This is a genomic window from Micromonospora sp. WMMB482, assembly GCF_019038635.1.
GTDB classification, from domain to species: Bacteria; Actinomycetota; Actinomycetes; order Mycobacteriales; family Micromonosporaceae; genus Micromonospora; species Micromonospora marina.
Genome location: NZ_JAHOPD010000020.1, coordinates 3,523,760 through 3,543,258, shown reverse-complemented (window position 1 = coordinate 3,543,258; position 19,499 = coordinate 3,523,760). Strand labels below are relative to the sequence as shown.

Here is a 19,499-nt window from a genome sequence, read left to right as displayed (position 1 = left end):
GTGGTCACACTGCTCGCCGCACCCGCGGAACCGCTCACGAACGCCGGTGACACCCAGCTCGTCCTCGCGGCCCTGCTGGGCATCGCCGCGGTGGTGCTGCTCATCGCGTGGGGCAAGGTGCACCCGTTCCTGGCGCTGATCCTCGGCGCGGCGGTGCTCGGCGTGGTCGCCGCCGTACCCGTGGACAAGATCGTCACGTCGTTCAGCGGCGGCGTCGGCTCCACAGTCGGCGGGGTGGGCCTGCTGATCGCGCTCGGCGCGATGATCGGCGGCCTGCTGGCCGAGTCCGGCGGGGCGGACGGCATCGTGGAACGGGTGGTCGGCCGGGTCTCCGGAACCGCGCTGCCCTGGGCGATGGCCGGGGTGGCCGCGCTCATCGGCCTGCCGCTGTTCTTCGAGGTCGGCGTGGTGCTGCTGGTGCCGATCGTGCTGCTCGTCTCGCTGCGGGTGGACGTGCCGCTGATGAAGATCGGCATTCCCGCGCTCGCCGGCCTGTCGGTGCTGCACGGCCTGGTGCCGCCGCACCCCGGCCCGCTGGTGGCGATCGACGCGCTCGGCGCCAACCTCGGTCAGACGCTCGCCCTGGGCCTGCTGGTGGCGATCCCCACCGTGATCATCGCTGGCCCGGTCTTCGGCAACCTCATCGCCCGGTACGTGCCGGCCACCGCCCCGGCGGAGCTGCTGCCCACCCGGCGGGACGTCGCCGCCGACCGCAGCCCGACCCGGCCCGGTGACGGCCGGCTCGACGCCGACGGCGACCTGGTCACCGAGGACGACCTGCTCAACCCCGGCACCGGCCGCCCCGGTGCCGCGATCGAGGAACCGGCCGGGCGGCGGTCGACCCGGCCCCCGGCGCTCTGGGCGGCAGTGGTCACCGTGCTGCTGCCGGTGGTGCTGATGCTGCTGCGGGCGATCGGTGAACTGTCGCTCGACGAGGGCACCGCCGGCCGCAAGGCGCTGGACATCGTCGGCACCCCGATCATCGCGCTGCTCGCGGGCGTCATCTTCGCCATGATCTTCCTGGGCTACCGGTCCGGCTTCAGCCGTACCCAGGTCTCGGGTTTCCTCGGCGGCTCGCTGCCGCCGATCGCCGGCATCCTGCTGATCGTCGCCGCCGGTGGCGGCTTCAAGCAGGTGCTCGTCGACGCCGGCGTGGGCGACCTGGTCGCGGACGCCGCCGAGGGCGCGAACCTCTCCCCGCTCCTGCTCGGCTGGCTGGTGGCGGTCGGCATCCGGGTCGCCACCGGCTCGGCCACGGTCGCCACCATCACCGCCGCCGGCATCGTCGCGCCGCTGGCCGCCACGCTCGCCGGCCCCGAGGTGGCGCTGCTGGCGCTGGCCATCGGCTGCGGGTCGCTGTTCTTCTCCCACGTCAACGACGCCGGCTTCTGGCTGGTGAAGGAGTACTTCGGGTTGACCGTGGGGCAGACCATCAAGAGCTGGTCGGTGATGGAGACCATCATCTCGGTGGTCGGCTTCCTCGGCGTCCTGCTGCTCGACGTCTTCATCTAGCCGAGGTCAGGGAGCCTCGACGCCGGAGATGCGGAACTTGTGCACCTCGGCGCCGAGGATCTCCGTCACCTGCTCGGCCTCCGGGCCGGAGCCCCGGAACGCCAGCAACTGCTCGTCGGACTCCCACCGCTCGTAGACGTTGATCCGGCCCGGCTCGACCAGGTCGGCGCTGACCGCGAAGTCGACGCAGCCGGGCGCGGCCCGGGCCGCGCGGACGGCGGCCTCGCAGGACGCCAGGTAGGCGTCCCGCCGGGCCGGATCGACGTAGAGGGTGCCGGCGACGATGAGCATGCCGGCCATCCTGCCACCGGCTCCCGGTCAGGACCGGGTGATCGCGTTGGCGTGGATCGCCTCGTTCAGGTACGCCGCCATCCCGGGCCGCAGCGCCTCGAAGTACGCGGTGAACCGCGGGTCCGCCACGTACATGTCGGCCAGGCCGGTGTGGATCTCGTACGAGCAGTCGTACCACCACGTCGTGATGAGCTGCCGGTGCTCCTCGGCCAGCGCCATCGCCTCCGGCCCGTCAGCCGGCGCGCCCGAGTCCATGAGCGCGGCGAACCGCCGCCCCCAGTCCTCGTTCTCCGCCTTGTTGCGCAACCAGTCCTCCTTCGAGTAGCGGCCCGCGCGCTCCTGCGACTGCCGGTACGCCTCGGTGTCACCCCAGCGCTGCTCGGCCTCCTCGGCGTGCTCGTCCGGGTCGAAGTCCCCGAACACCTCGAACCGCTCCTCCGGCGTCAACTGGATCCCCAACGTCCTCGCCTCCATCGCGTGTTCGATCGCCGCGACCATCTCCTGGAGCTTCCCGATCCGCCCGGACAGCAACTCGTGCTGCCGGCGCAGGTGCGCCACCGGGTCGGCGTCCGGATCGTCCAGGATCTCGGCGATCTCCTCCAGCGGGAACCCCAGCTCGCGGTAGTACCGGATGAGCTGCAACCGGTCCAGGTCCGCCTCGTCGTAGCGGCGGTAGCCCGCCGGCGTGCGCCCGCTGGGCCGCAGCAGCCCGATCTCGTCGTAGTGGTGCAGCGTCCGGACCGTCACCCGGGCCGCCCGCGCCACCTGACCCACCGTGTACGCCATGGTTCCCTCCCTTCCGCGACCAAGACTCCCGCCTCCCGCTGCGTGAGGGTCAAGCCGGCAAAACACGCCGACGCCCCCGACCAGGATCGGCCGGGGGCGTCGCCGGTGCGGTCAGTTGGTGACCTTCTCCTTCTCCGGGGCGGCGAAGGTCGCGTCGGCGGGAGTCCGGAAGGCGTGCACCAGGCCGGCGATCGAGAGCAGCAGGAGCAGGCCCGCGCCGAGGTACATGGCCAGGGCGCCCTGCTCGGCCTTGCGGCCGAACTCGCTGAAGCCGTACGAGGTGAGCAGCAGGCCGCGCAGCGTCTCGCCCTTGAACACGGTCTCCCGCTGGGCGGTCACCTCGGCGAGCTGCTTCTGCAGGTCGGCCAGGTTGGCGGCGTTGCTCTGCTGGGCCTGGGCCACCTGCTCGCGCAGCGCGCTCTGCGGCTCGCCCAGGTCGGCGTAGGTCTTGCCGCCGGCCATGTCCTTCAGGTGCAGGCCGATGTAGTCGTTGGCGTAGCACTCGGCCTGCTTGCCGGTGGTCATCTTCTGGCCGGCGTACTCACGCAGGCAGTCCGACTGCTTCTCCTCGTCGGACAGCTCGTCCGCCGGGGTGAAGGTGATGTGCTGCGCGCCGAGCTGGTCGCGAACGTAGTCGTTGGCGAAGTTGGCGTTCGTCGTCAGGACGACGCCGACGACGAGCAGCAGGACCGCCAGGCCCAGCCCACCGATGCTGAACAGCAGGTCGAGCGTCCGTCGCTTCATATCAGGCTCCCGTGTGGAGGATGTGTTCCCGTGAGGTGTTGACGAGAACCATCCTGGCGGTGGCCGACCCGCTGCGAGCAGGGTCGAACCCCCTGTCCCCGCCGGGACCTTCGGCCCCCGTGCACCCGGGCCGGTCAGCGCTCGGCGCCGGCCCCGGACAACGCGGGAAGCAGGTCCGGCAGGGCGGCCGGACGGCCGTACCGCCAGCCCTGGCCCTGCCGGCAGCCGATCGCGGTGACCGCCGCGTGCTGCGCGACCGTCTCCACGCCCTCGGCGACCACGGCCAGGTCGAACGCACCGGCCAGCCGGTTCACCATCTCCACGGTGGCGTAGGCGCGGGCGTCGCCGGCGTCCAGCCGGGACACGAACGACCTGTCGATCTTCAGTTCGGTGGCCGGGATGCGGTGCAGGTAGCTCAGCGAGGAGTATCCGGTGCCGAAGTCGTCGATGGCGATGCGGATGCCGAGGTCACGCAGCTGGGACAGCCGGTCGAGCACCGACTCGCTGCCCTCGATCAGCGCCGACTCGGTCAGTTCCAGGGTGAGCGCGCGGGGCGGCAGACCGGCCGCGCCGACCGCGCCGGTGACGGTGGCGATCAGGTCCGGCCGGCACAGGTGGGCGGCGGCGATGTTCACCGCGACCGTCACGTCCGGCGCGTGCTCGCGCCAGGTCGCAGCGGCCCGGCACGCCTCGTGGATGACCCACCTGTCGATGGCGACGATGAGCCCGGTCTCCTCGGCCAGCGGCAGGAACCGGGCCGGGGTCAGCACGCCCAGCCGGGGATGCCGCCAGCGCACCAGCGCCTCGGCGCTGCGTACCGTCCCGGTGTCCAGGTCCACGATGGGCTGGAACTCCATCAGCAACTGCCCCTCGTCGACCGCGCGGCGCAGGTCGGCGATGAGTTCCGCCCGGCTGACCGCCGACTCCCGCAGTTCCGGGGTGCACGTGCGGTACGCGGCTTTGCCTGCCGCCTTCGCCGCGTACATGGCGATGTCGGCGTCGCGGAGCAGGTCTGTGTGGGACGTGTGCTGCGGCCCGTACTCGGCGATGCCGATGCTCGCCGACGGGTGGACGCCGAGATCCTCCTCGCCGGGTAACGGCTCCAGGGCGGCCAGCAGCCGGACCGCGAGCCCTTCGGGTGACACCTGACGTTCCCCTGCGACCAGCACCGCGAACTCGTCGCCCCCGAGCCGGGCGATCATCCCGTCCGGGCCGACCGCGTCCCGCATGCGCTCCGCGGTGGCGGTCAGCAGCCGATCCCCGGCGGCGTGCCCGAACCTGTCGTTCACCTGCTTGAAGCCGTCCAGGTCGAGCAGCACCACGGCGACCGGGCCACCCGCGCGCAACGCCCGCCGCAGCCGCCGGACGAACGTCAGCCGGTTGGGCAGGCCGGTGAGCTGGTCGGAGTATGCGAGCCGGCGCAGCCGCCCGACCAGCCGCAGGTTCTCGTTCGCGGCCAGGCCCTGGCGCAGCGCCAGCACCCCGAGCAGGCCCATCATGCCGACGAAGACCACCTGCGGGGTCTGCCCGCTGGGCTGCCGCGACAGCAGGACCGCGACGATCGCGCCACCCACCGGCAGGTACGGCAGCGCGACCCGCCACCACGGCGGCAGCGGCGAGTCGACCACGTCGTCCTCGCCGTCCCCGTCGTTCGGCGGCGGATAGCGGGTGGCCAGGCCGACCAGCAGGTAGCTCAGCGGCCAGCAGACGTCGACCGGGTGGCCCGGCGTGTAGTCGCCGCGTGCGACCAGGGAGACGTAGACGGCGTCCGCGCCGGACCGGATCGCCAGGCCCGCACCGATCACGGTGAGCGCCCGCCACATCGGACGGCCCGGACCGGCGACCGCCACCAGGATGGTGAGCTGCATCAGGTCGAACATCGGGTAGAGCAGCCCGAACGTGCGCATGGGGTCCGCCAGGTCGGCGTCGGTGATCCGGTGGAACACCACCACCCAGCCGATCGGGATGAGGGCCAGCCCCACGATCACCCCGTCGAGCAGGGTGCGCGCCCGGCCGATCACGCTCCGCGGGCCGGTACGGGAGCAGAGCAGCGCGCCGGTGCCGGTGACGATGCCGGCGGCGAACAGGCCCGCCACCAGCGGAGTGTGGGGCAGGCCGAGCCCGCCGAGCCGTTCCACGGTCCACACCGCACGGCCGAGCGCGGCGAGGGCCATGGTGGCGGCGAGCAGTTCCCAGAATCGGCGCAGCCCGGCCGGCTGACGTCGCGAGGCGCCGGCGCAGAGCACTGCCGCCCAGCTCGACACCGCCATCGCGCCGAGGTCGCTCACCAGCGCCGCACCGGGCAGCCGGGCGGCCAGCCAGGCCATCTCCCCGAGTACGACGACAGCGGCCGCGACGAGTCCGACACGGCCGACGAGCGGATGACGGGCCGGCGCCGCCGCGGCGAGGCTCACGTCGTGCTGGGATACAACAATGCGCTCCGGCTCTCTTTCAGACGTGCACCCTCGACGACGAGGACCGGACGACGGACGGCGCAAGCCTAGCCAGCGCCGGGGACGGCCGCCAGAGTCGGCGGCTGTCGGTCAGCGGACCGCAGGCGGGTGCCGGTAGACGGAGACCAGGACGCCGTAGCGTGCCTGCCCCGGCGGCGCCTCCTCGGCTTCGCCCACCAATGCGTCCAGCGTGGACCGCAGCCGCTGGGCCTGGGCCGGGGTGAGCCGCAGGTGCCGCAGGTGCACGAGCGGGTCGGGGTCGCCGGCGAGTTCCTCGGCGTACGCCCCCAGAAGTGCCGCCGTGGCGCCCGCGTCGGTGTCGACGCCGGCGAGCCGGCGGAACGCGCGTTCGTGGTAGCGCTCGGTGCCGCCCCGGACCTGGCGGCTGTGCGCCGGGCGGACCATGCCGGCCTCGGTCAGCACCCCGAGGTGGTGGGCCACAGTGCCCTTGGCCGCGCGGAGCCGGGCGGCGAGCTGGCTGACCGTGGCGGGTCCGGCCCCGAGCGCGAACAGCAGCCGGTGCCGGAACGGGTGGGCCAGCGCCTTGAAGTGCGCCGTGCTGTGGATCTCCAGGTCGTCGGTCACCACGAAAGCGTCTAGTTCTCTTGACGCTTTTGTCAACCGGCTGCTCTACTTCTCCCCCACCACGAGAACGGGGAACCGATGCATCCGGACGAGATCACGAGCATCGTCGAGCGGGCCGCCGGCCTGGTCGCCGACGAGTACGTCCTTCCCGACGTCGCCGACCGGATCGCCGGCCACCTGCGCGAGCGATCGCGCGCCGGGACGTACGCCGGTGCGGGCGACCCCGCCACGCTCGGCGCGCTGGTCACCGCAGACCTCCAGTCCGTCAACGGCGACCTGCACCTGCGGCTCAAGCACCACGACCAGCCGCTGTCCGACAAGGCCGACGACCCGACCGGGGAGCACTTCGCGCGCCTCGCCGCGCTCGGCATGGGCGGCGTGACCCGGGTGCAACGGCTGCCGGGCAACGTCGGGCTGCTGGAGATCCAGCCGTACGTGTTCCCGCCCGACCTGGCCGGCGACGCGCTGACCGCCGCGCTGCGGCTGCTCGCCGGCACCGACGCGCTCCTGCTCGACCTGCGCGACACCGAGGGTGGCAGCCCGGACGGGGTCGCCCTGATCTGCGGCTGGTTCTTCGCCGAACCGACGCACCTGCACACCATGCACGAGCGCTCCGGCACCACCCGCCAGTTCTGGACCGCCGCCTGGCTGCCCGTCCCCCGGTACGCGCCGGACAAGCCGGTCCACGTGCTCACCGGCCCGGCCACGTTCTCCGGCGGCGAGGAACTGGCGTACGACCTTCAGCAGTTCGGCCGCGCCACAGTGGTCGGTGAGCCGACCCGCGGCGGCGCGCATCCCCGCATCGGGCACCGGCTGCACCCGCACCTGGAACTGACGGTGCCGGTGGCCCGGCCCGTGCACGCGGCGAGCGGCACGAACTGGGAGGGCTGCGGCGTCGCCCCGGACGTGGCGACCCCGGCCGACCGGGCACGCGACGTCGCGTACCGCAGGAGTCTGGAAGCGCTGCTGGCGGCGGACCCGGACCGGCCGACGGCGGCCGAGACCCGGACGGCTCTCGCCGCCCTGGGCTGATCCGCGCGGGTCAGGACCAGTCCTCCGCCGGGGCCGGGTCCGGCGACGCGACGGCCGCGCCGGGCGGCCCGCCGTGCGTCCACGGCGTCTCCTCCGGCGCGGGGAACGCGCCGCCCGGCAGGAAACCGTCGGACAGGCTGGTCAGGCAGATCCGCTCGCCCACCTCGGGCACGCTTCCGGGCGGCGCGGTCAGTCCCCGGCCCATCCCGCCGGACAGTTCGAGCACCACCTCGGTCTTCCCGTCGCCGCCCGGCGTCACGAACACGACCTTCGCCTTCTGGCCCGGGCGGGCCGGGGAGTACAGCGTCGCGCCCACCGGCATCGGCACCGGCTCGGTGGTGACCACCTGGATGCGCGGGCGCAGCACCGGCCGCTTACCGGAGTCGTCCACCCGCGCCGGGTCGGCGAGCGTCACCTCACCGACGAACGCCTCCCCGGACAGCCGGTGCTCGGCCATCACCAGCGGATCGTCGTAGGCGCGCTGCACCGCCCACGCGGTCGACGCCCGCTCCAGCCGCTGCAACCGCAGCGCCGCCGCCACCGCGCCGTCGCGCCGCGGCTGCGGGCCGCCGCCTGCGTCGACGTGCTCGGCGTGCGCGGTGAACGCGTCCCGGTCACCGGCCCACCGGCCGGTCACCCGCGCGCCGGCCGGCAGCGTCCGCAGCAGCCCGACGCCGCGCCACATCAGCTCCCAGGTGGGCGCGAGCTGGTCGCGCAACAGGCCAGCGAGTTCGTCGTACGCGGCCGCGCGCGCCGCCAGGTCGCCCTCGGCCCGGGCGTACGCCTCGATCGCCGGGGCGAGCCGGCGGTTGTCGAAGTCCGGATCGGTGGCCGGCCCGGCCGGCGGGCAGCGTGCCGGATCCTCGGCGCGTGCCGCCGCCTCGGCGCCGGTCAGCCCGTCCGGCGGGTCCAGCCAGCCCAGCACCGCCGGCAGGTGCAGATCCTCCACCACGCTCTGCCCGGTCGCCCAGTGCAACGTCAGCGCGTCGGTGACCGCCAGCAGAGCCGACGAGCCCGGTTGCTCGGCGCGCTCCGCGAAGAACGTCAGCCAGCGGCCGAGCAGCGGCACCGAATGGTGCACCGGATAGTCGCCGTCGGTCCGGCGGAACCGGGTCGAGCGGCCGAACAACCGCAGGAACGTGATCCCGGCCGGGTTCGGCACCAGCAGTTGCGGCGCGTCGACGTACCGGTGGCGGACGTCGCGGCCCCGGTCCACCGGCACCGCCTCGGTCAGGTCGCGGAACTCGTCCAGGTACGGCAGCACGATCCCGGCCAGCTCGGCGGCGAACGCGAACCGCTGGTCCCGGTTGCGCGGCTGCGGCACCACCAGCAGCCGGGCCTCGTCGGGTGCGGCGCCCACCATCGCCGCGAGCGGGGCGTTCGCCTCACCGGCCAGCGCGAGCGGCACCAGCACCAGCGGCCGGTCCGACAGGTGCAGGTGGCGGACCGTGGCCACCGGTTGGGCCCGCCCGGCGGCGACCGCCTGCGCCCGGGCGAGCGCGCGCAGCGTACTCACGCGGGGTGTCCGGCGAGGGCGTCGGCGCGCAGGCGCGCGGCGGCCCGCAACAGGGCGGCGGCCTCCGCCTGCTCCGGCTCCGGCGCGGCCACGCCCTCGGCCAGTGCCAGCACATCGGCGACGTCCTCCACGCCGCCCAGCGCCTCACGGACCGGCCGGCCCAGCGCGCCGGTCTGCCCGCGCGCCTCGTGCCGGCAGAAGTACGCCAGCTCGCAGGCGGCCAGGCAGTCGGGCGCGTAGCGCGCCGGCACCCGGTGCAGCGCGGCGGCGAGCGTGGCCGGATCGGCCGCCGGGTCGACTGTGAACCCGGCCGGTACGGCGGCGAGCAGCTCCTCGACCCGGGCCATCCGGGCCAGCTGGCGGCGCAGCACCAGCAGTTGCCGGCGCACGTCGAGCAGGCTGGCCACCGGCTGGTTGGCGAAGTCACGCGGGCAGACCAGCACCACCTCGTGCGACACCAGCTCCGGGTCGCGTCCCTCGGCGGCGAGCAGCTCGCGCAGCGCCAGCACGTACACGGCGGACTGGATCGCGGCGGCGGCGACCTTGCCCGGGTCGGCCTGCCCGTCGATCACCGGAAACGACTTGATCTCCACGACGTGGAACCGGCCCGCCAGCCGGGCGGCGACCAGGTCCGGTTCCAGGTACACCCGGGTACCCGCCACGTCCAGGCCGAGCAGCGGGTGGTCGAACAGCGCCGGGCCGTCGCCGCTCGCGGTCAGCGCCGCCCGCGAGCGTTCCGGCCGGTCGTCGTCGGCGCCCAGATCGGTCCAGGTCGCATCGGCCGGGACCGGTACGCCGAGCCGCTCCGCGACCAGGCGCAACAACTCCGTCCCGCCGTCGGCCTTGACCTGGGCCTCGAAGGCGTTGCCCCGGGTGATCGCGAAGCGGGACTGGCCGAACCTCGCCGGGAAGCCGAGCTGCTCGGCGAGCGCCGGCTTGTCCGCACCGGCGCTGTCCAGCACGGCCCGCCGGGTGCAGCCCGGGTTGCCGGTCAGCGCGGCGATGGTGCGGGCGTTGTGCCGCCGGGGCGGCCCACCACCCCTGATCTGCGCCAGCCGTTCCTCCACCCGGTGAAGTGTAAGGAAGGGCCCCTTGTTAACGCCTCCGGTAGAGGAAGGGGCCCCTCTTAACGCGGCGGCGGACCCTCCGTCAGCGGCCGGCGGAGCGGTTCCAGGGCGAGCGCGGGGACTGCGCTCCCGCCAGCGGACGACGCCGGCGGCGGTGCCGGCGCCCCGGCGCGCAGGGCGGACGGGCAGCGGTGTGCACCGGTGGGGCGATCGGGGTGGCCGGCGGGCGGCCGATCAGCCAGCAGAGGAAGCGGGTCACGGTCAGCCGACCGGGAGGCGCTCGGCCTCGGCACGGGAGATGTCGTACTCGGCGCCGCAGAACGTGCACTGCTGCGCGTACCGGGTGCGCAGCGGGATCAGCGGGATGAAGAAGAGGCTGAACTTGGTGACCCGGCGGGTGATCACCTGGGCGGCCTGGTTGCCGCAGTTGCGGCAGACCTCGGTGACGACGCCGGACCGGACGACCTTGGTCCGCAGCCCGAAGATGAAGAACATCGCCCGGCATTACCCACCCGGGGTCCATGTTAAAAGGGGCCCCCTCCTCTACCGGAGACGTTAAGAGGGGGCCCTTCCTTACACCTCAAGCGAGCCAGATCGGCTTCCAGTCCGGCATCTCGTGGAAGCGCCGCAGCTCGGCGAGCCCGGCGACGGTACCGCTCCAGGCCGCGTACGGGGGGTTGCCCTCGTCGAAGCCGGACTGCACGAACGTCAGCTTCGTACGGCCCTCGGACTCGGCCAGCTCCCACGAGGTGACTCCGACCGGTCCCCAGTCGACGGAGATGGCCTTGCCCGGCGTCACGTCGAGCACCTTGGCCGCGTAGCCGGCGTCGAAGCCGCCCATCGCGTACCGGCCGCCCTCCCAGGGCTCGATGCCGATCGGGTAGCCGAACCAGGCGCTGGCCTGCTCCGAGTCGGTGAGCGAGGTCCACACCTTGTCCATCGGCGCGTCGATGAGCATCTCGCCGCGCATGTCTGCGGAGGTGAAGTCGGTACGCGGCAGCAGCGGCCGCCCCTCCAGGTGCGCGTTGAGGTTGGCGATCGCCAGCGCCCAGTACGTCTGGAGCACGCCCCGGATGCCACTGCCGCTCATCGCCGCCTCGAAGTCGAAGTGGCTCTGCCGCAGCGTGAGTATGGTGGCGTCGCCGTCGGGCTCCAGCTCGAACTCGGTGGTGGTCTCCACCCCGTCGAGCGTCCACGCGAAGCGCAGCGTCCGGTCGTCGGCGTGCAGCAGCCGCTGGTGTGGCGCGTCGCCCTCGGGCGTGTAGCGCCCCCAGAACTCGTACCGCCGGGGCAGCTCGACCTCGGCGTGCTCGGCCAGCCACACGCGCAGCTCGGCGGGGTCGGTCAGGGCCCGGCGGACGGTCGCCACCGGGGCGGCGAGGCGGGCGCGGACGGTCATCGGCTCAGTCATGCTTGTCGCCTTTCGGGTAGCAGGCCACGGCGAGTTTGAAGGCGTCTCCCTCGGCGCCGCCGTAGCGCGTGAACAGGTCCTGCAACGTCGTCTGCAGGTCGTGCAGGAACTCCTGCCGCCGCTCGGCGGGCACCCGGATCTCACCGGAGACGCCGATGGACGGCAGCTCTGGGGCGGTGCGGTCGAGCGCGGCGATGTCGGCCTGGACCTCCTCCATCAGGTCGAGCAGGTAGCCCAGGCTCAGCTCGTCGCGGGCCCGGCGGGTGCCGCCGATGCGGCCGACCAGCCGGGGCGAGAGCCAGTAGGACCGGGCGACGGCCTGGTAGATGCCCTCGGTGATGCCGCGCACCTGCCGCTGCGCCACCTGCTCGGCCAGCCCGGCCGCGACGAGCTGCTTGACGTGGTAGTAGACGCGCTGCGGCGTCTGCTCCAGCCGGGCCGCGACCTCGGTGCAGGTGCGGGGCTCGGCGAGTTGCCGCAGCACCTCGATGCGCTGCGGCTTGAGCAGGACTTCGGCCTGCTCGCGCTGTTCCAGGTACAGGACGTCTCTCATGGCAAAATCAGTTTGTACGTACAAAACTTCTTTGTCAATGGCTCCGGAGAAAGGCCGCGCGGTTCGCGCGGCCTTTCTCCGGTACGTCGCGTCAGGGCGTCCAGTCCGGACGCAGCGGGTACCCGTTCACCCCGTCCGGGCCGTTGTGCGTGGCGAGCACGTGGTGCAACTGGATGCCGTTGCGCTCGAACGCCAGCCGGGAGCCGGCCATGTAGAGCCCCCACACCCTGGCGGTGCCCGGCCCGACCTCGCCGACGCAGAAGTCCCAGTGCTCCACCAGGTTGCGGCACCAGCCGGCGAGCGTCAGCGCGTAGTGCTGCCGCAGGTTCTCCTCGTGGTGCACCTCGAACCCGGCGTCGTGGATCTCGCTGATCAGCCGGCCCGGACCGGCCAGCTCCCCGTCCGGGAAGACGTACCTGTCGATGAACACGCCGGAGCGGTGCGGCGCCCGGTTGTCGGCCCGGGTGATGCAGTGGTTGAGCAGCCGCCCACCGGGCTTGAGCCGGGCGCGCAGCGCACCGAAGTAGGCCGGGTAGTTGCGGACCCCGATGTGCTCGGTCAGCCCGATCGAGGAGATCGCGTCGAACTGCTCGCGCGGCGCGTCCCGATAGTCCAGGTGGCGCACCTCGGCCAACTCGCTCAGCCCTTCCCGCTCGATCGCGGCCCGCGCCCAGTCGGCCTGCGCCCTCGACAGCGTCACACCGAGCGCCTTGACGCCGTACTCCCGGGCCGCGTGCCGGACCATGCCGCCCCAGCCGCAGCCGACGTCCAGCAGCCGCATCCCCGGCTTGAGCGCCAGCTTGCCGGCGACCAGGTCGTACTTGTTCCGCTGCGCCTCTTCCAGGGTGTCGCCGGGACTGCGGAAGACCGCGCAGGTGTACGTCATGGACGGCCCGAGCACCTTCTCGTAGAAGGCGTTCGACACGTCGTAGTGGTGCGAGATCGCGGTGCTGTCCCGGGTACGCGAGTGACGCAGGCCGGTCATCAGCCGCCGCCAGCGCGGCGCCGCCTCCTGCGGCGGGGGCGGCGGCGGGCGCAGCCGTTCCCAGCCCAGGCCCCGGACCAGCGCGAGCGCCTCGCTCATCGCCGGGACGCGCCGCGGCACCTCGTCCTTGATCACCCGCAGCGCCTCGTACGGGTCGCCCGGGTGCACCCCCTCCAGCCCCAGGTCCCCGCTGACGTAGGCCCGGGCCATGCCCAGGTCGCCCGGTGCGGTGAGCAGGTAGGACAGACCCCGCTCGGTGCGGATCGCCAGGGTGATCCCGGCGTCGGCCGGGCCCACCGCGCTGCCGTCGTAGCCGGTGACCCGGACGGGCAGGTCGCCGGTGGTGACCGCGCGGACCACGTCCGCGACTGTGGGTCCGGTACGCCGCCCGCCCGCCGGCGGGCCGGCCGGGGTGCTCGCCGCCCCCGGTGTTCGGTCGGTCAGACTCATGCTCGGGATACCGCCTTCTCGTACAGTCCGGTGAGTCGGTGGTCCGGGTCGTAGCGGTCCTTCACGGCACGCCAGGTGTCCCCGCCGTAGAGGCGGTCGAACTCGCCCCGGTCGTAGTACGCGTCGGAGTAGAGCGACTTGTGGCCGCCCACCTCCGACACCATGCGCTCGATCTGGCGGTTCACGTCACCGTCGGCGGCGCCCGCCGCGATGGGCACGCTTCCCCAGAAGCCGATGTTCACATACGTTTCGCCCGGTTGGAGCGGATATAACGGCCACGCCTTCGCCGACCCGGGACCGGACGGCTCCCGCAGCCGCAGCGGGCACAGCCACACCGGCGTCATGCCCACGTTCGCGGCGAACCAGCGCAGGAACTCGGGCGTGCGGTCGAGCGGGACCTCCACGTCCTGCACCACCCGCTCCCGGGCCGGGCGGCCCCGCCACCTGTCGACCCGGGCGGCCACCTGGTGCCGGTGCTCCAGCCGCACGATCCGGTGGTAGACGTCGCTGCGCCGGTAGCGTCGCGGCCACAGCCGCCGTACCACCGGGTGCTGCACCCCGAACGCCGCCGAGCACCAGAACCAGTCGGTGTCCCAGCGCCAGAGATAGTCGTACGCGGTGAGCGCGTCCCGGGTGCGCCGGCGCAGCGAGCGGTAGTAGATCTCCTGGCCGGTGTAGTCGGACGGGCCGTCGTCGGCCTCGTCGGTGAACGCGCCGAGCACCAGGTAGGCCTCGCCGGGGCTGAACACCACTCCGTCCATGGCGTCGACCGGCTCCCCGCCCCAGGCCCCCTTGGCGACCACCTCGCCGATCGCGTCGACCAGTTCCTCCAACCGGGTGAACCGGATGTTGCGCAGCGACACGTGCCGGCCGATCGGTTGCAGCTCGATGCGCAGCCGGGTGGCGTAGCCGAGGCTGCCCAGCGAGTTCGGGAAGGCCCGGTGCAGGTCGGCGTGCTCGCCCCGGGGCCCTGTCGTGACGATCTCCCCCGCGCCGGTGAGCACGTCCATCTCCAGCACCGACTCGTGCGGCAGGCCGTTGCGGAAGGAGGTGGACTCGATGCCCAGACCGGTCACCGCGCCGCCCAGCGTGATGGTGCGCAACTGCGGCACGACCAGCGGCATCAGACCGTGCGGCAGCGTCGCGTCGACCAGATCCTCGTAGGTGCACATGCCCTGCACGTCGGCCGTGCGCGCGGCCGGGTCCACGGCGAGCACTCCGGTCAGGCCGCTCACGTCCAGCCCCGGCGTACGGGGCGCGGAGCGGGGCCGGAACAGGTTCGAGGTCTGCTTGGCCAGCCGTACGGGCTCCCCGGCGGGCACCGCGGCGTAGGAGCGCCGCAGCGTGTCCACCGCCCGTTCATGATCACGGACAGCGTGCATGAGATCACCTTACGCTCGGGTACGACAAGTTCGTGGGATGTCCACGGTGGCCTTTCGGCGACTCGCCGCCGACGGGCGCGTTACCGTGACCGCCATGCCGAATCCCGCGCTGACCGCTCTCGATCACGCCGGCCTGCCGTACCGGGTGATCCGGCACGGTCCGGTCGCGAGCCTCGCCGAGGCGGCCGCCGCGCGCGGCGTCGAGGTGCCGGACGTGGTCAAGACGATCGTGGTCCGCCGCGGCGAGGGCGACCTGCTGTTCGTGCTCACGCCCGGCGGCCGGGTGATCTCCTGGCCGAAGCTGCGCGCCCTGCTCGGGGTCAGCCGGCTGTCGATGCCCGACGCCGAGGCGGCGAAGGCCGCCACCGGGTACGCGCGCGGCACCATCACGCCGTTCGGCTCCACCACCGCCTGGCCGGTGGTCGCCGACGAGCGGCTGCGCGGCCGGGAGATCACGCTCGGCGCGGGCGAGCACGGCCTCGCCGTCGCGGTCCACGCGGACACCGCGCTGGCCGCGCTGGGCGCGACGGTGGCCGACGTGACCGACGAGGAGCCGACGCGCTGAGCGGTAGCCGACGCGCGCAGCGGTGGCCGGTACGCGGTCACCGGCATAGCGTGGAGGGCATGCCGAAAGCCGTCTGGAACGACCTCGTCGTCGCCGAGAGCGACGACACCGTGCTGGTCGAGGGCAACCACTACTTCCCCCGTACCGCGCTGCGCGACGACCTGATCCGCTCCTCCGACACCCACACGGTCTGCCCGTGGAAGGGCACCGCCTCCTACTACACGCTCGAACACGGCGGCGCCACCAGCCCGGACGCCGTCTGGTACTACCCCGATCCCAAGCCGGAGGCGGAGATGGTCCGCGACCGCGTGGCCTTCTGGAAGGACGTCCGGGTCGTCGACTGAGCCACCGTGCCGCCGGGGCGACTGGCACCCGGCGGCCCCGGTGGGTCACTATGCCCCCATGGCCGACCCGCGTTCCGACCCGTCCGGCACCGTGTACGGCGGCGCCCGCCGCGCCCGTGGCGTGCGTGGCGTCCGGCTGCCCCGGGATCCGCTGATGCGGGTCGCGCTGGGCGTCGGCGTGGCGGGCGTACTCCTCGGGGCCTTCTTCGCCACCGGAGTGCTCGGTGGCGGCGGCGACCGGCCGGTGGTGCCGGCGGCCGCAGCGCCCACCGCGGCACCGAGCGAGCCGAGCGCGGAACCGACAGCGGAGCCCGCTCCGTCGTCGTCACCCTCGCCGAGCGCGGCGCCGAGCAAACCCGCCGCGCCGGTCGCCACGCCGAGGGTGATCCGGGGCGTACCGTCCGGGCGGTGCCTCGGCGTCACAGGCGACGAGGCCGAGGGCGCGCAGGCAGCGCTCGCCGACTGCACCGGCGGGCCGGAGCAGCAGTGGGTGGTCACGCCGGTCACGAACGACACCTACCTGCTCGTCAACGCGGCGAGCAGCAAATGCCTGGACGTCAACGAGGCGAAGACCGACGACGGCGCGGACGTGCAGCAGTGGTCCTGCAACGGCCAGGCCAACCAGCAGTGGCGGTTCCAGGCGGCCGGCAACGGCGCGGCGCTGCTGGTCGCCGTGCACAGCGGCAAGTGCGCGCAGGTCGACGACGCGGGCACCGAGGCCGGGCGCGAGCTGGAGCAGGCGCCGTGCGGCGGCGCTCCCGAGCAGCAGTGGGCGGCCGGCTGACCGGTCAGCCCCGGTAGCTCCAGGCCCGCCGGCCCGCCGCGACCGGCAGCGCGAACGCGGGTTCTCCGGCGGGACGCCGACGCAGGAGCAGCGACAGCCCGGCCGCGCCGATCGACAGCGCACCCGCCACGTACCAGGCCAGCGCGTAGTCGCCGAGCCGGTCCCGGACCAGACCGGCGCCGGTGGCCGCGAGCGCGGCGCCGAACTGGTGCGCGGCGAACACCCAGCCGAACACCACCGCGCCGGACGCGCCGAACCACTCCCGGCACAGCGCCACGGTCGGCGGGACGGTGGCCACCCAGTCCAGCCCGTAGAAGACGATGAAGACCAGCATGCTCGGCTCGGCCGTACCGGCGAACAGGCTCGGCAGCACCAGCAGCGACGCCCCGCGCAACGCGTAGTAGGCGCCGAGCAGCAGCCGGGCGTCGACCCGGTCGGTGAGCCAGCCGGAGGCGATCGAGCCGGCGATGTCGAAGAGCCCGACCACGGCGAGCAGCCCGGCCGCGGTGGTCTCCGGCATGCCGTGGTCGTGCGCAGCCGGCACGAAGTGCGTACCGACCAGGCCGTTCGTGGTCGCGCCGCAGATCGCGAAGCCACCGGCGAGCAGCCAGAACGGCCGCGTCCGCGCGGCGGCGGCGAACGCGCCGACCGCCCGCGCCGCCGCGCCGCCCTCCGGCCGGGCCGACGGCACGACCTCGGTCGCCCCGTAGGCGGGCCGCCCCAGGTCCGCCGGATGCTCCCGCAACAACCACACCACAAGGGGTACGACCGCCAGCGCGGCTCCGGCCACGACGAGTGCCGCCGTGCGCCAGCCGTGATCGCGTACCAGCAGCGCGAGCAGCGGAAGAAAGACGAGCTGCCCGGCCGCGCCCCCGGCGGTGAGCACACCCGTCACCAGGCCGCGGCGCTTGACGAACCAGCGCCCGGTGACCGTCGCCACGAACGCCAGGGCCATCGAGCCGGTGCCCAGCCCGACGAGGACGCCCCAGCACAGGACGAGCTGCCAGCTCTCGGTCATCCCCACGGTCAGGCCGCTGCCGGCGGCCACCAGCACCAGCGCGCCGGCCACCACCCGGCGGATGCCGAACCGGTCCATCAGCGCGGCGGCGAACGGCGCGGTGAGGCCGTACAGCAGCAGGTTGACCGAGACGGCGGCGGAGATGGTCGCCAGCGGCCAGCCGAACTCGCCGTGCAGCGGGTGCAGCAGCACACCGGGGGTGGCGCGGAAACCGGCCGCGCCGACGAGCGCGACGAAGGCGACGGCGGCGACGAGCCAGGCCGGGTGCAGACGGAAGCGGGTCACCAGCCGAGTCTCGGGCCGGGCCGTTCCGCCGACGAGTGGCCGGAAAGCCATCATGCGCAATAATCGGGCCATGTCCGTACCGCACCGGGTCGCCGTCCTCGCCCTCGACGGCGTGGTGGCGCTCGACCTCGGCACCCCGGCCCAGGTCCTCGGCGCCGCCCGCGCCGACGACCGGACCCCGCTGTACGCGGTGGCGACCTGCACTCCGGGCGGGCGGCCGGTCCGCAGCAGCGCCGGCTTCCAGATCCTCCCCGACCACGGCCTGGAACTGCTGGAGCGCGCCGACACGGTGATCGTCCCCGGCATCCACACCGGTTCGCCGCTGCACGAGGGCACGGTGGCCGCCGAGGTGGCCCAGGCGCTGCGCGCGGCGTACGACCGGGGCGCCCGCGTCATGTCCATCTGCACCGGCGCGTTCGTGCTCGCCGCCGCCGGCCTGCTCGACGGCCGCCCGGCCACGACGCACTGGGCGTACGCGTCCCGCTTCCGCCGCCTGCACCCCGGCGTACGGCTCGACCCCGACGTGCTCTTCGTCGACGACGGTCGCGTGCTCACTTCGGCCGGCGTGGCCGCCGGCATCGACCTGTGCCTGCACGTCGTCCGCACCGACCACGGCAGCGCGGTGGCGAACCGGGCGGCCCGGCGCTGCGTGGTGCCGCCGTGGCGCGACGGCGGGCAGGCCCAGTACATCGAACGGCCGGTGCCCCGCGGCGCTGAGAACGGCACCGCCGCCACCCGCGAGTGGGCACGCCAGCGGCTGCACGAGCCGGTGGCGCTGCGCGAGATGGCGGCGCACGCGCGGATGAGCGTCCGTACGTTCACCCGGCACTTCCGCTCCGAGACCGGGCTCAGCCCGGCGCAGTGGCTGCTCCAGCAGCGCACCGAGCACGCCCGGGTGCTGCTGGAGACGACGGATCTGAGCGTGGACCGGATCGCCCGGGACTCGGGTTTCGGCACCACCGCCGCACTGCGCCAGCACTTCCACGCGCGAGTAGGCGTGTCCCCCACCGCCTACCGCCGCACGTTCCGCCGCCCGCCCCCCGCCGCGCCCGCCGTTATCGTCGATCTTGGAGTTGCGGCGCCCGGAAGGCCGGGCATGTCGCAGTTGTCCACCGCCACAACTGCATGATCGCGTCTCTGCCGGTCAGGCGAGGTGGGGCTGGCGGCGCAGGGCGCGGAGCTGGGCGAGATGCAGCGGCAGGTGCACACGGATGTGCAGGTCCAGCACCCTCCCCCACGGCAGGGAGTCGTCCACGTCCAGGTCGAAGCCCTCGCGTAGCACCGTGTCCACCGGCGTCTCCGCCGCCGGGCCGAGCCGCTCCGCCAGCGCGCACAGCTTCTGGCTGGTGGCCCGGAACAGTGCCGCCAGGCCGTCCACCCCGCCGCATTCGGAGACGAGCGCATCCAGTTGCGGCCGGTGGATGGTGTCCAGGTCGTAGTAGGCGAACGGTGAGCCGGCCAGCACCGCCTCGGTCGCCTCGCTCATCAGCTCGTCGTTGGCGGCGAGGTGCGCGACGATCTGCTCGGCGCTCAACTGCCCTTCCGGCGGCGGGCCGAACCCGCCCGCGTCCAGTTCCGCGAACAACTCCTCGTACGCCTGCCGCAGTGCCGGGGCGTCCACCTCGTCCATGCCCCGCATCCAACCCCCGCCACCGCTGCACCCACCCCGGCTACAGGGCCCGGTTCACCCGGACGCGTGAAGGCCGGCACCCCGTTGGTTCGGGGTGCCGGCCTGT

Annotated in this window: 20 protein-coding genes; 6 read left to right on the top strand and 14 right to left on the bottom strand. The window is 73.6% G+C overall.

The window, feature by feature from the left end; genetic code table 11:
* Positions 1-1,512, top strand: a complete 1,512-nt coding sequence (locus KSK32_RS17845; RefSeq protein ID WP_216932234.1) for a GntP family permease — start codon at positions 1-3, stop codon at positions 1,510-1,512.
* A 6-nt stretch (positions 1,513-1,518) separates the two neighbouring features.
* Here the strand turns inward: KSK32_RS17845 and KSK32_RS17840 are convergent, their stop codons facing one another.
* From KSK32_RS17840 to KSK32_RS17820, 5 genes are all read right to left on the bottom strand, one after another.
* The gene (locus KSK32_RS17840) at positions 1,519-1,803 is read right to left on the bottom strand and encodes a putative quinol monooxygenase (RefSeq protein WP_091418876.1); all 285 of its coding nucleotides are present in this window, start codon (positions 1,801-1,803) and stop codon (positions 1,519-1,521) included.
* A gap of 27 nt (positions 1,804-1,830) precedes the next feature.
* Positions 1,831-2,589, bottom strand: coding sequence for a MerR family transcriptional regulator (locus KSK32_RS17835; protein WP_216932233.1), 759 nt, complete (start codon positions 2,587-2,589; stop codon positions 1,831-1,833).
* Positions 2,590-2,700: 111 nt separating this feature from the next.
* The gene (locus tag KSK32_RS17830) at positions 2,701-3,333 is read right to left on the bottom strand and encodes a hypothetical protein (protein WP_216932232.1); all 633 of its coding nucleotides are present in this window, start codon (positions 3,331-3,333) and stop codon (positions 2,701-2,703) included.
* A 134-nt stretch (positions 3,334-3,467) separates the two neighbouring features.
* Positions 3,468-5,747 carry a bifunctional diguanylate cyclase/phosphodiesterase gene (locus KSK32_RS17825; RefSeq protein WP_289256305.1) on the bottom strand — a complete coding sequence of 760 codons (2,280 nt, stop codon included), beginning with the start codon at positions 5,745-5,747 and terminating at the stop codon, positions 3,468-3,470.
* Between the two features lie 129 nt (positions 5,748-5,876).
* Positions 5,877-6,371: a transcriptional regulator gene (locus KSK32_RS17820; protein ID WP_216932231.1), complete on the bottom strand. Its 495-nt coding sequence runs from the start codon at positions 6,369-6,371 to the stop codon at positions 5,877-5,879.
* Positions 6,372-6,449: 78 nt separating this feature from the next.
* Between KSK32_RS17820 and KSK32_RS17815 the strand changes: the two genes are divergently transcribed.
* Positions 6,450-7,403 carry a S41 family peptidase gene (locus KSK32_RS17815; protein ID WP_216932230.1) on the top strand — a complete coding sequence of 318 codons (954 nt, stop codon included), beginning with the start codon at positions 6,450-6,452 and terminating at the stop codon, positions 7,401-7,403.
* A 10-nt stretch (positions 7,404-7,413) separates the two neighbouring features.
* On the opposite strand, the gene KSK32_RS17810 is transcribed toward KSK32_RS17815, so the two are convergent.
* The 7 genes from KSK32_RS17810 to KSK32_RS17780 all read right to left on the bottom strand — a co-directional run bounded on the left by KSK32_RS17810 (position 7,414) and on the right by KSK32_RS17780 (position 14,767).
* Complete coding sequence (locus tag KSK32_RS17810) at positions 7,414-8,919, bottom strand: hypothetical protein (protein ID WP_216932229.1); 1,506 nt, start codon at positions 8,917-8,919, stop codon at positions 7,414-7,416.
* Positions 8,916-9,986, bottom strand: coding sequence for a hypothetical protein (locus KSK32_RS17805; protein WP_216932228.1), 1,071 nt, complete (start codon positions 9,984-9,986; stop codon positions 8,916-8,918). The genes KSK32_RS17810 and KSK32_RS17805 overlap by 4 nt, the downstream gene beginning before the upstream one ends.
* A gap of 261 nt (positions 9,987-10,247) precedes the next feature.
* A complete protein-coding gene (locus KSK32_RS17800; protein ID WP_216932227.1) occupies positions 10,248-10,481 on the bottom strand; it encodes a zinc-ribbon domain-containing protein in 234 nt (77 codons plus the stop codon).
* An 85-nt stretch (positions 10,482-10,566) separates the two neighbouring features.
* Entirely contained in the window at positions 10,567-11,397 is an 831-nt protein-coding gene (locus KSK32_RS17795) for an SRPBCC family protein (protein WP_216932226.1), read from the bottom strand.
* Positions 11,390-11,950 (bottom strand): helix-turn-helix domain-containing protein, encoded by a 561-nt coding sequence (locus KSK32_RS17790; RefSeq protein ID WP_091418858.1) that lies wholly within the window; start codon positions 11,948-11,950, stop codon positions 11,390-11,392. Before KSK32_RS17790 ends, KSK32_RS17795 begins: the two co-directional genes overlap by 8 nt.
* Positions 11,951-12,041: 91 nt before the next feature.
* A complete protein-coding gene (locus tag KSK32_RS17785; protein ID WP_216932225.1) occupies positions 12,042-13,385 on the bottom strand; it encodes a class I SAM-dependent methyltransferase in 1,344 nt (447 codons plus the stop codon).
* Positions 13,382-14,767 (bottom strand): FAD-binding oxidoreductase, encoded by a 1,386-nt coding sequence (locus KSK32_RS17780; protein ID WP_216932224.1) that lies wholly within the window; start codon positions 14,765-14,767, stop codon positions 13,382-13,384. Before KSK32_RS17780 ends, KSK32_RS17785 begins: the two co-directional genes overlap by 4 nt.
* A 94-nt stretch (positions 14,768-14,861) precedes the next feature.
* On the opposite strand from KSK32_RS17780, the gene KSK32_RS17775 reads away from it, so the two are divergent.
* The 3 genes from KSK32_RS17775 to KSK32_RS17765 are packed head-to-tail and all read left to right on the top strand — an operon-like array spanning position 14,862 to position 16,460.
* On the top strand, positions 14,862-15,332 hold the full coding sequence (locus KSK32_RS17775; RefSeq protein ID WP_254187095.1) for an aminoacyl-tRNA deacylase: 471 nt from the start codon (positions 14,862-14,864) through the stop codon (positions 15,330-15,332).
* 59 nt (positions 15,333-15,391) lie between these two features.
* Positions 15,392-15,676 carry a DUF427 domain-containing protein gene (locus tag KSK32_RS17770; RefSeq protein WP_216932222.1) on the top strand — a complete coding sequence of 95 codons (285 nt, stop codon included), beginning with the start codon at positions 15,392-15,394 and terminating at the stop codon, positions 15,674-15,676.
* Between the two features lie 58 nt (positions 15,677-15,734).
* Positions 15,735-16,460: an RICIN domain-containing protein gene (locus tag KSK32_RS17765; protein WP_216932221.1), complete on the top strand. Its 726-nt coding sequence runs from the start codon at positions 15,735-15,737 to the stop codon at positions 16,458-16,460.
* Positions 16,461-16,464: 4 nt separating this feature from the next.
* On the opposite strand, the gene KSK32_RS17760 is transcribed toward KSK32_RS17765, so the two are convergent.
* Positions 16,465-17,763, bottom strand: coding sequence for an MFS transporter (locus KSK32_RS17760; protein WP_216932220.1), 1,299 nt, complete (start codon positions 17,761-17,763; stop codon positions 16,465-16,467).
* Between the two features lie 52 nt (positions 17,764-17,815).
* Between KSK32_RS17760 and KSK32_RS17755 the strand changes: the two genes are divergently transcribed.
* Complete coding sequence (locus KSK32_RS17755) at positions 17,816-18,892, top strand: GlxA family transcriptional regulator (RefSeq protein WP_216932219.1); 1,077 nt, start codon at positions 17,816-17,818, stop codon at positions 18,890-18,892.
* 15 nt (positions 18,893-18,907) lie between these two features.
* Here KSK32_RS17755 and KSK32_RS17750 read toward each other — a convergent pair whose 3' ends face one another.
* The gene (locus KSK32_RS17750; RefSeq protein ID WP_254187093.1) at positions 18,908-19,402 is read right to left on the bottom strand and encodes a hypothetical protein; all 495 of its coding nucleotides are present in this window, start codon (positions 19,400-19,402) and stop codon (positions 18,908-18,910) included.
* Positions 19,403-19,499: the final 97 nt, after the last annotated feature.

What these genes read in the sequence shown, in the direction of transcription:
- KSK32_RS17840 (WP_091418876.1), bottom strand. Translation starts at nt 1,803, where the DNA reads ATGCTCATCGTCGCCGGCACCCTCTACGTCGATCCGGCCCGGCGGGAC.
- KSK32_RS17835 (WP_216932233.1), bottom strand. Translation starts at nt 2,589, where the DNA reads ATGGCGTACACGGTGGGTCAGGTGGCGCGGGCGGCCCGGGTGACGGTC.
- KSK32_RS17830 (WP_216932232.1), bottom strand. Translation starts at nt 3,333, where the DNA reads ATGAAGCGACGGACGCTCGACCTGCTGTTCAGCATCGGTGGGCTGGGC.
- KSK32_RS17815 (WP_216932230.1), top strand. Translation starts at nt 6,450, where the DNA reads ATGCATCCGGACGAGATCACGAGCATCGTCGAGCGGGCCGCCGGCCTG.
- KSK32_RS17800 (WP_216932227.1), bottom strand. Translation starts at nt 10,481, where the DNA reads ATGTTCTTCATCTTCGGGCTGCGGACCAAGGTCGTCCGGTCCGGCGTC.
- KSK32_RS17795 (WP_216932226.1), bottom strand. Translation starts at nt 11,397, where the DNA reads ATGACTGAGCCGATGACCGTCCGCGCCCGCCTCGCCGCCCCGGTGGCG.
- KSK32_RS17790 (WP_091418858.1), bottom strand. Translation starts at nt 11,950, where the DNA reads ATGAGAGACGTCCTGTACCTGGAACAGCGCGAGCAGGCCGAAGTCCTG.
- KSK32_RS17785 (WP_216932225.1), bottom strand. Translation starts at nt 13,385, where the DNA reads ATGAGTCTGACCGACCGAACACCGGGGGCGGCGAGCACCCCGGCCGGC.
- KSK32_RS17780 (WP_216932224.1), bottom strand. Translation starts at nt 14,767, where the DNA reads ATGCACGCTGTCCGTGATCATGAACGGGCGGTGGACACGCTGCGGCGC.
- KSK32_RS17775 (WP_254187095.1), top strand. Translation starts at nt 14,862, where the DNA reads ATGCCGAATCCCGCGCTGACCGCTCTCGATCACGCCGGCCTGCCGTAC.
- KSK32_RS17770 (WP_216932222.1), top strand. Translation starts at nt 15,392, where the DNA reads ATGCCGAAAGCCGTCTGGAACGACCTCGTCGTCGCCGAGAGCGACGAC.
- KSK32_RS17765 (WP_216932221.1), top strand. Translation starts at nt 15,735, where the DNA reads ATGGCCGACCCGCGTTCCGACCCGTCCGGCACCGTGTACGGCGGCGCC.
- KSK32_RS17755 (WP_216932219.1), top strand. Translation starts at nt 17,816, where the DNA reads ATGCGCAATAATCGGGCCATGTCCGTACCGCACCGGGTCGCCGTCCTC.
- KSK32_RS17750 (WP_254187093.1), bottom strand. Translation starts at nt 19,402, where the DNA reads ATGCGGGGCATGGACGAGGTGGACGCCCCGGCACTGCGGCAGGCGTAC.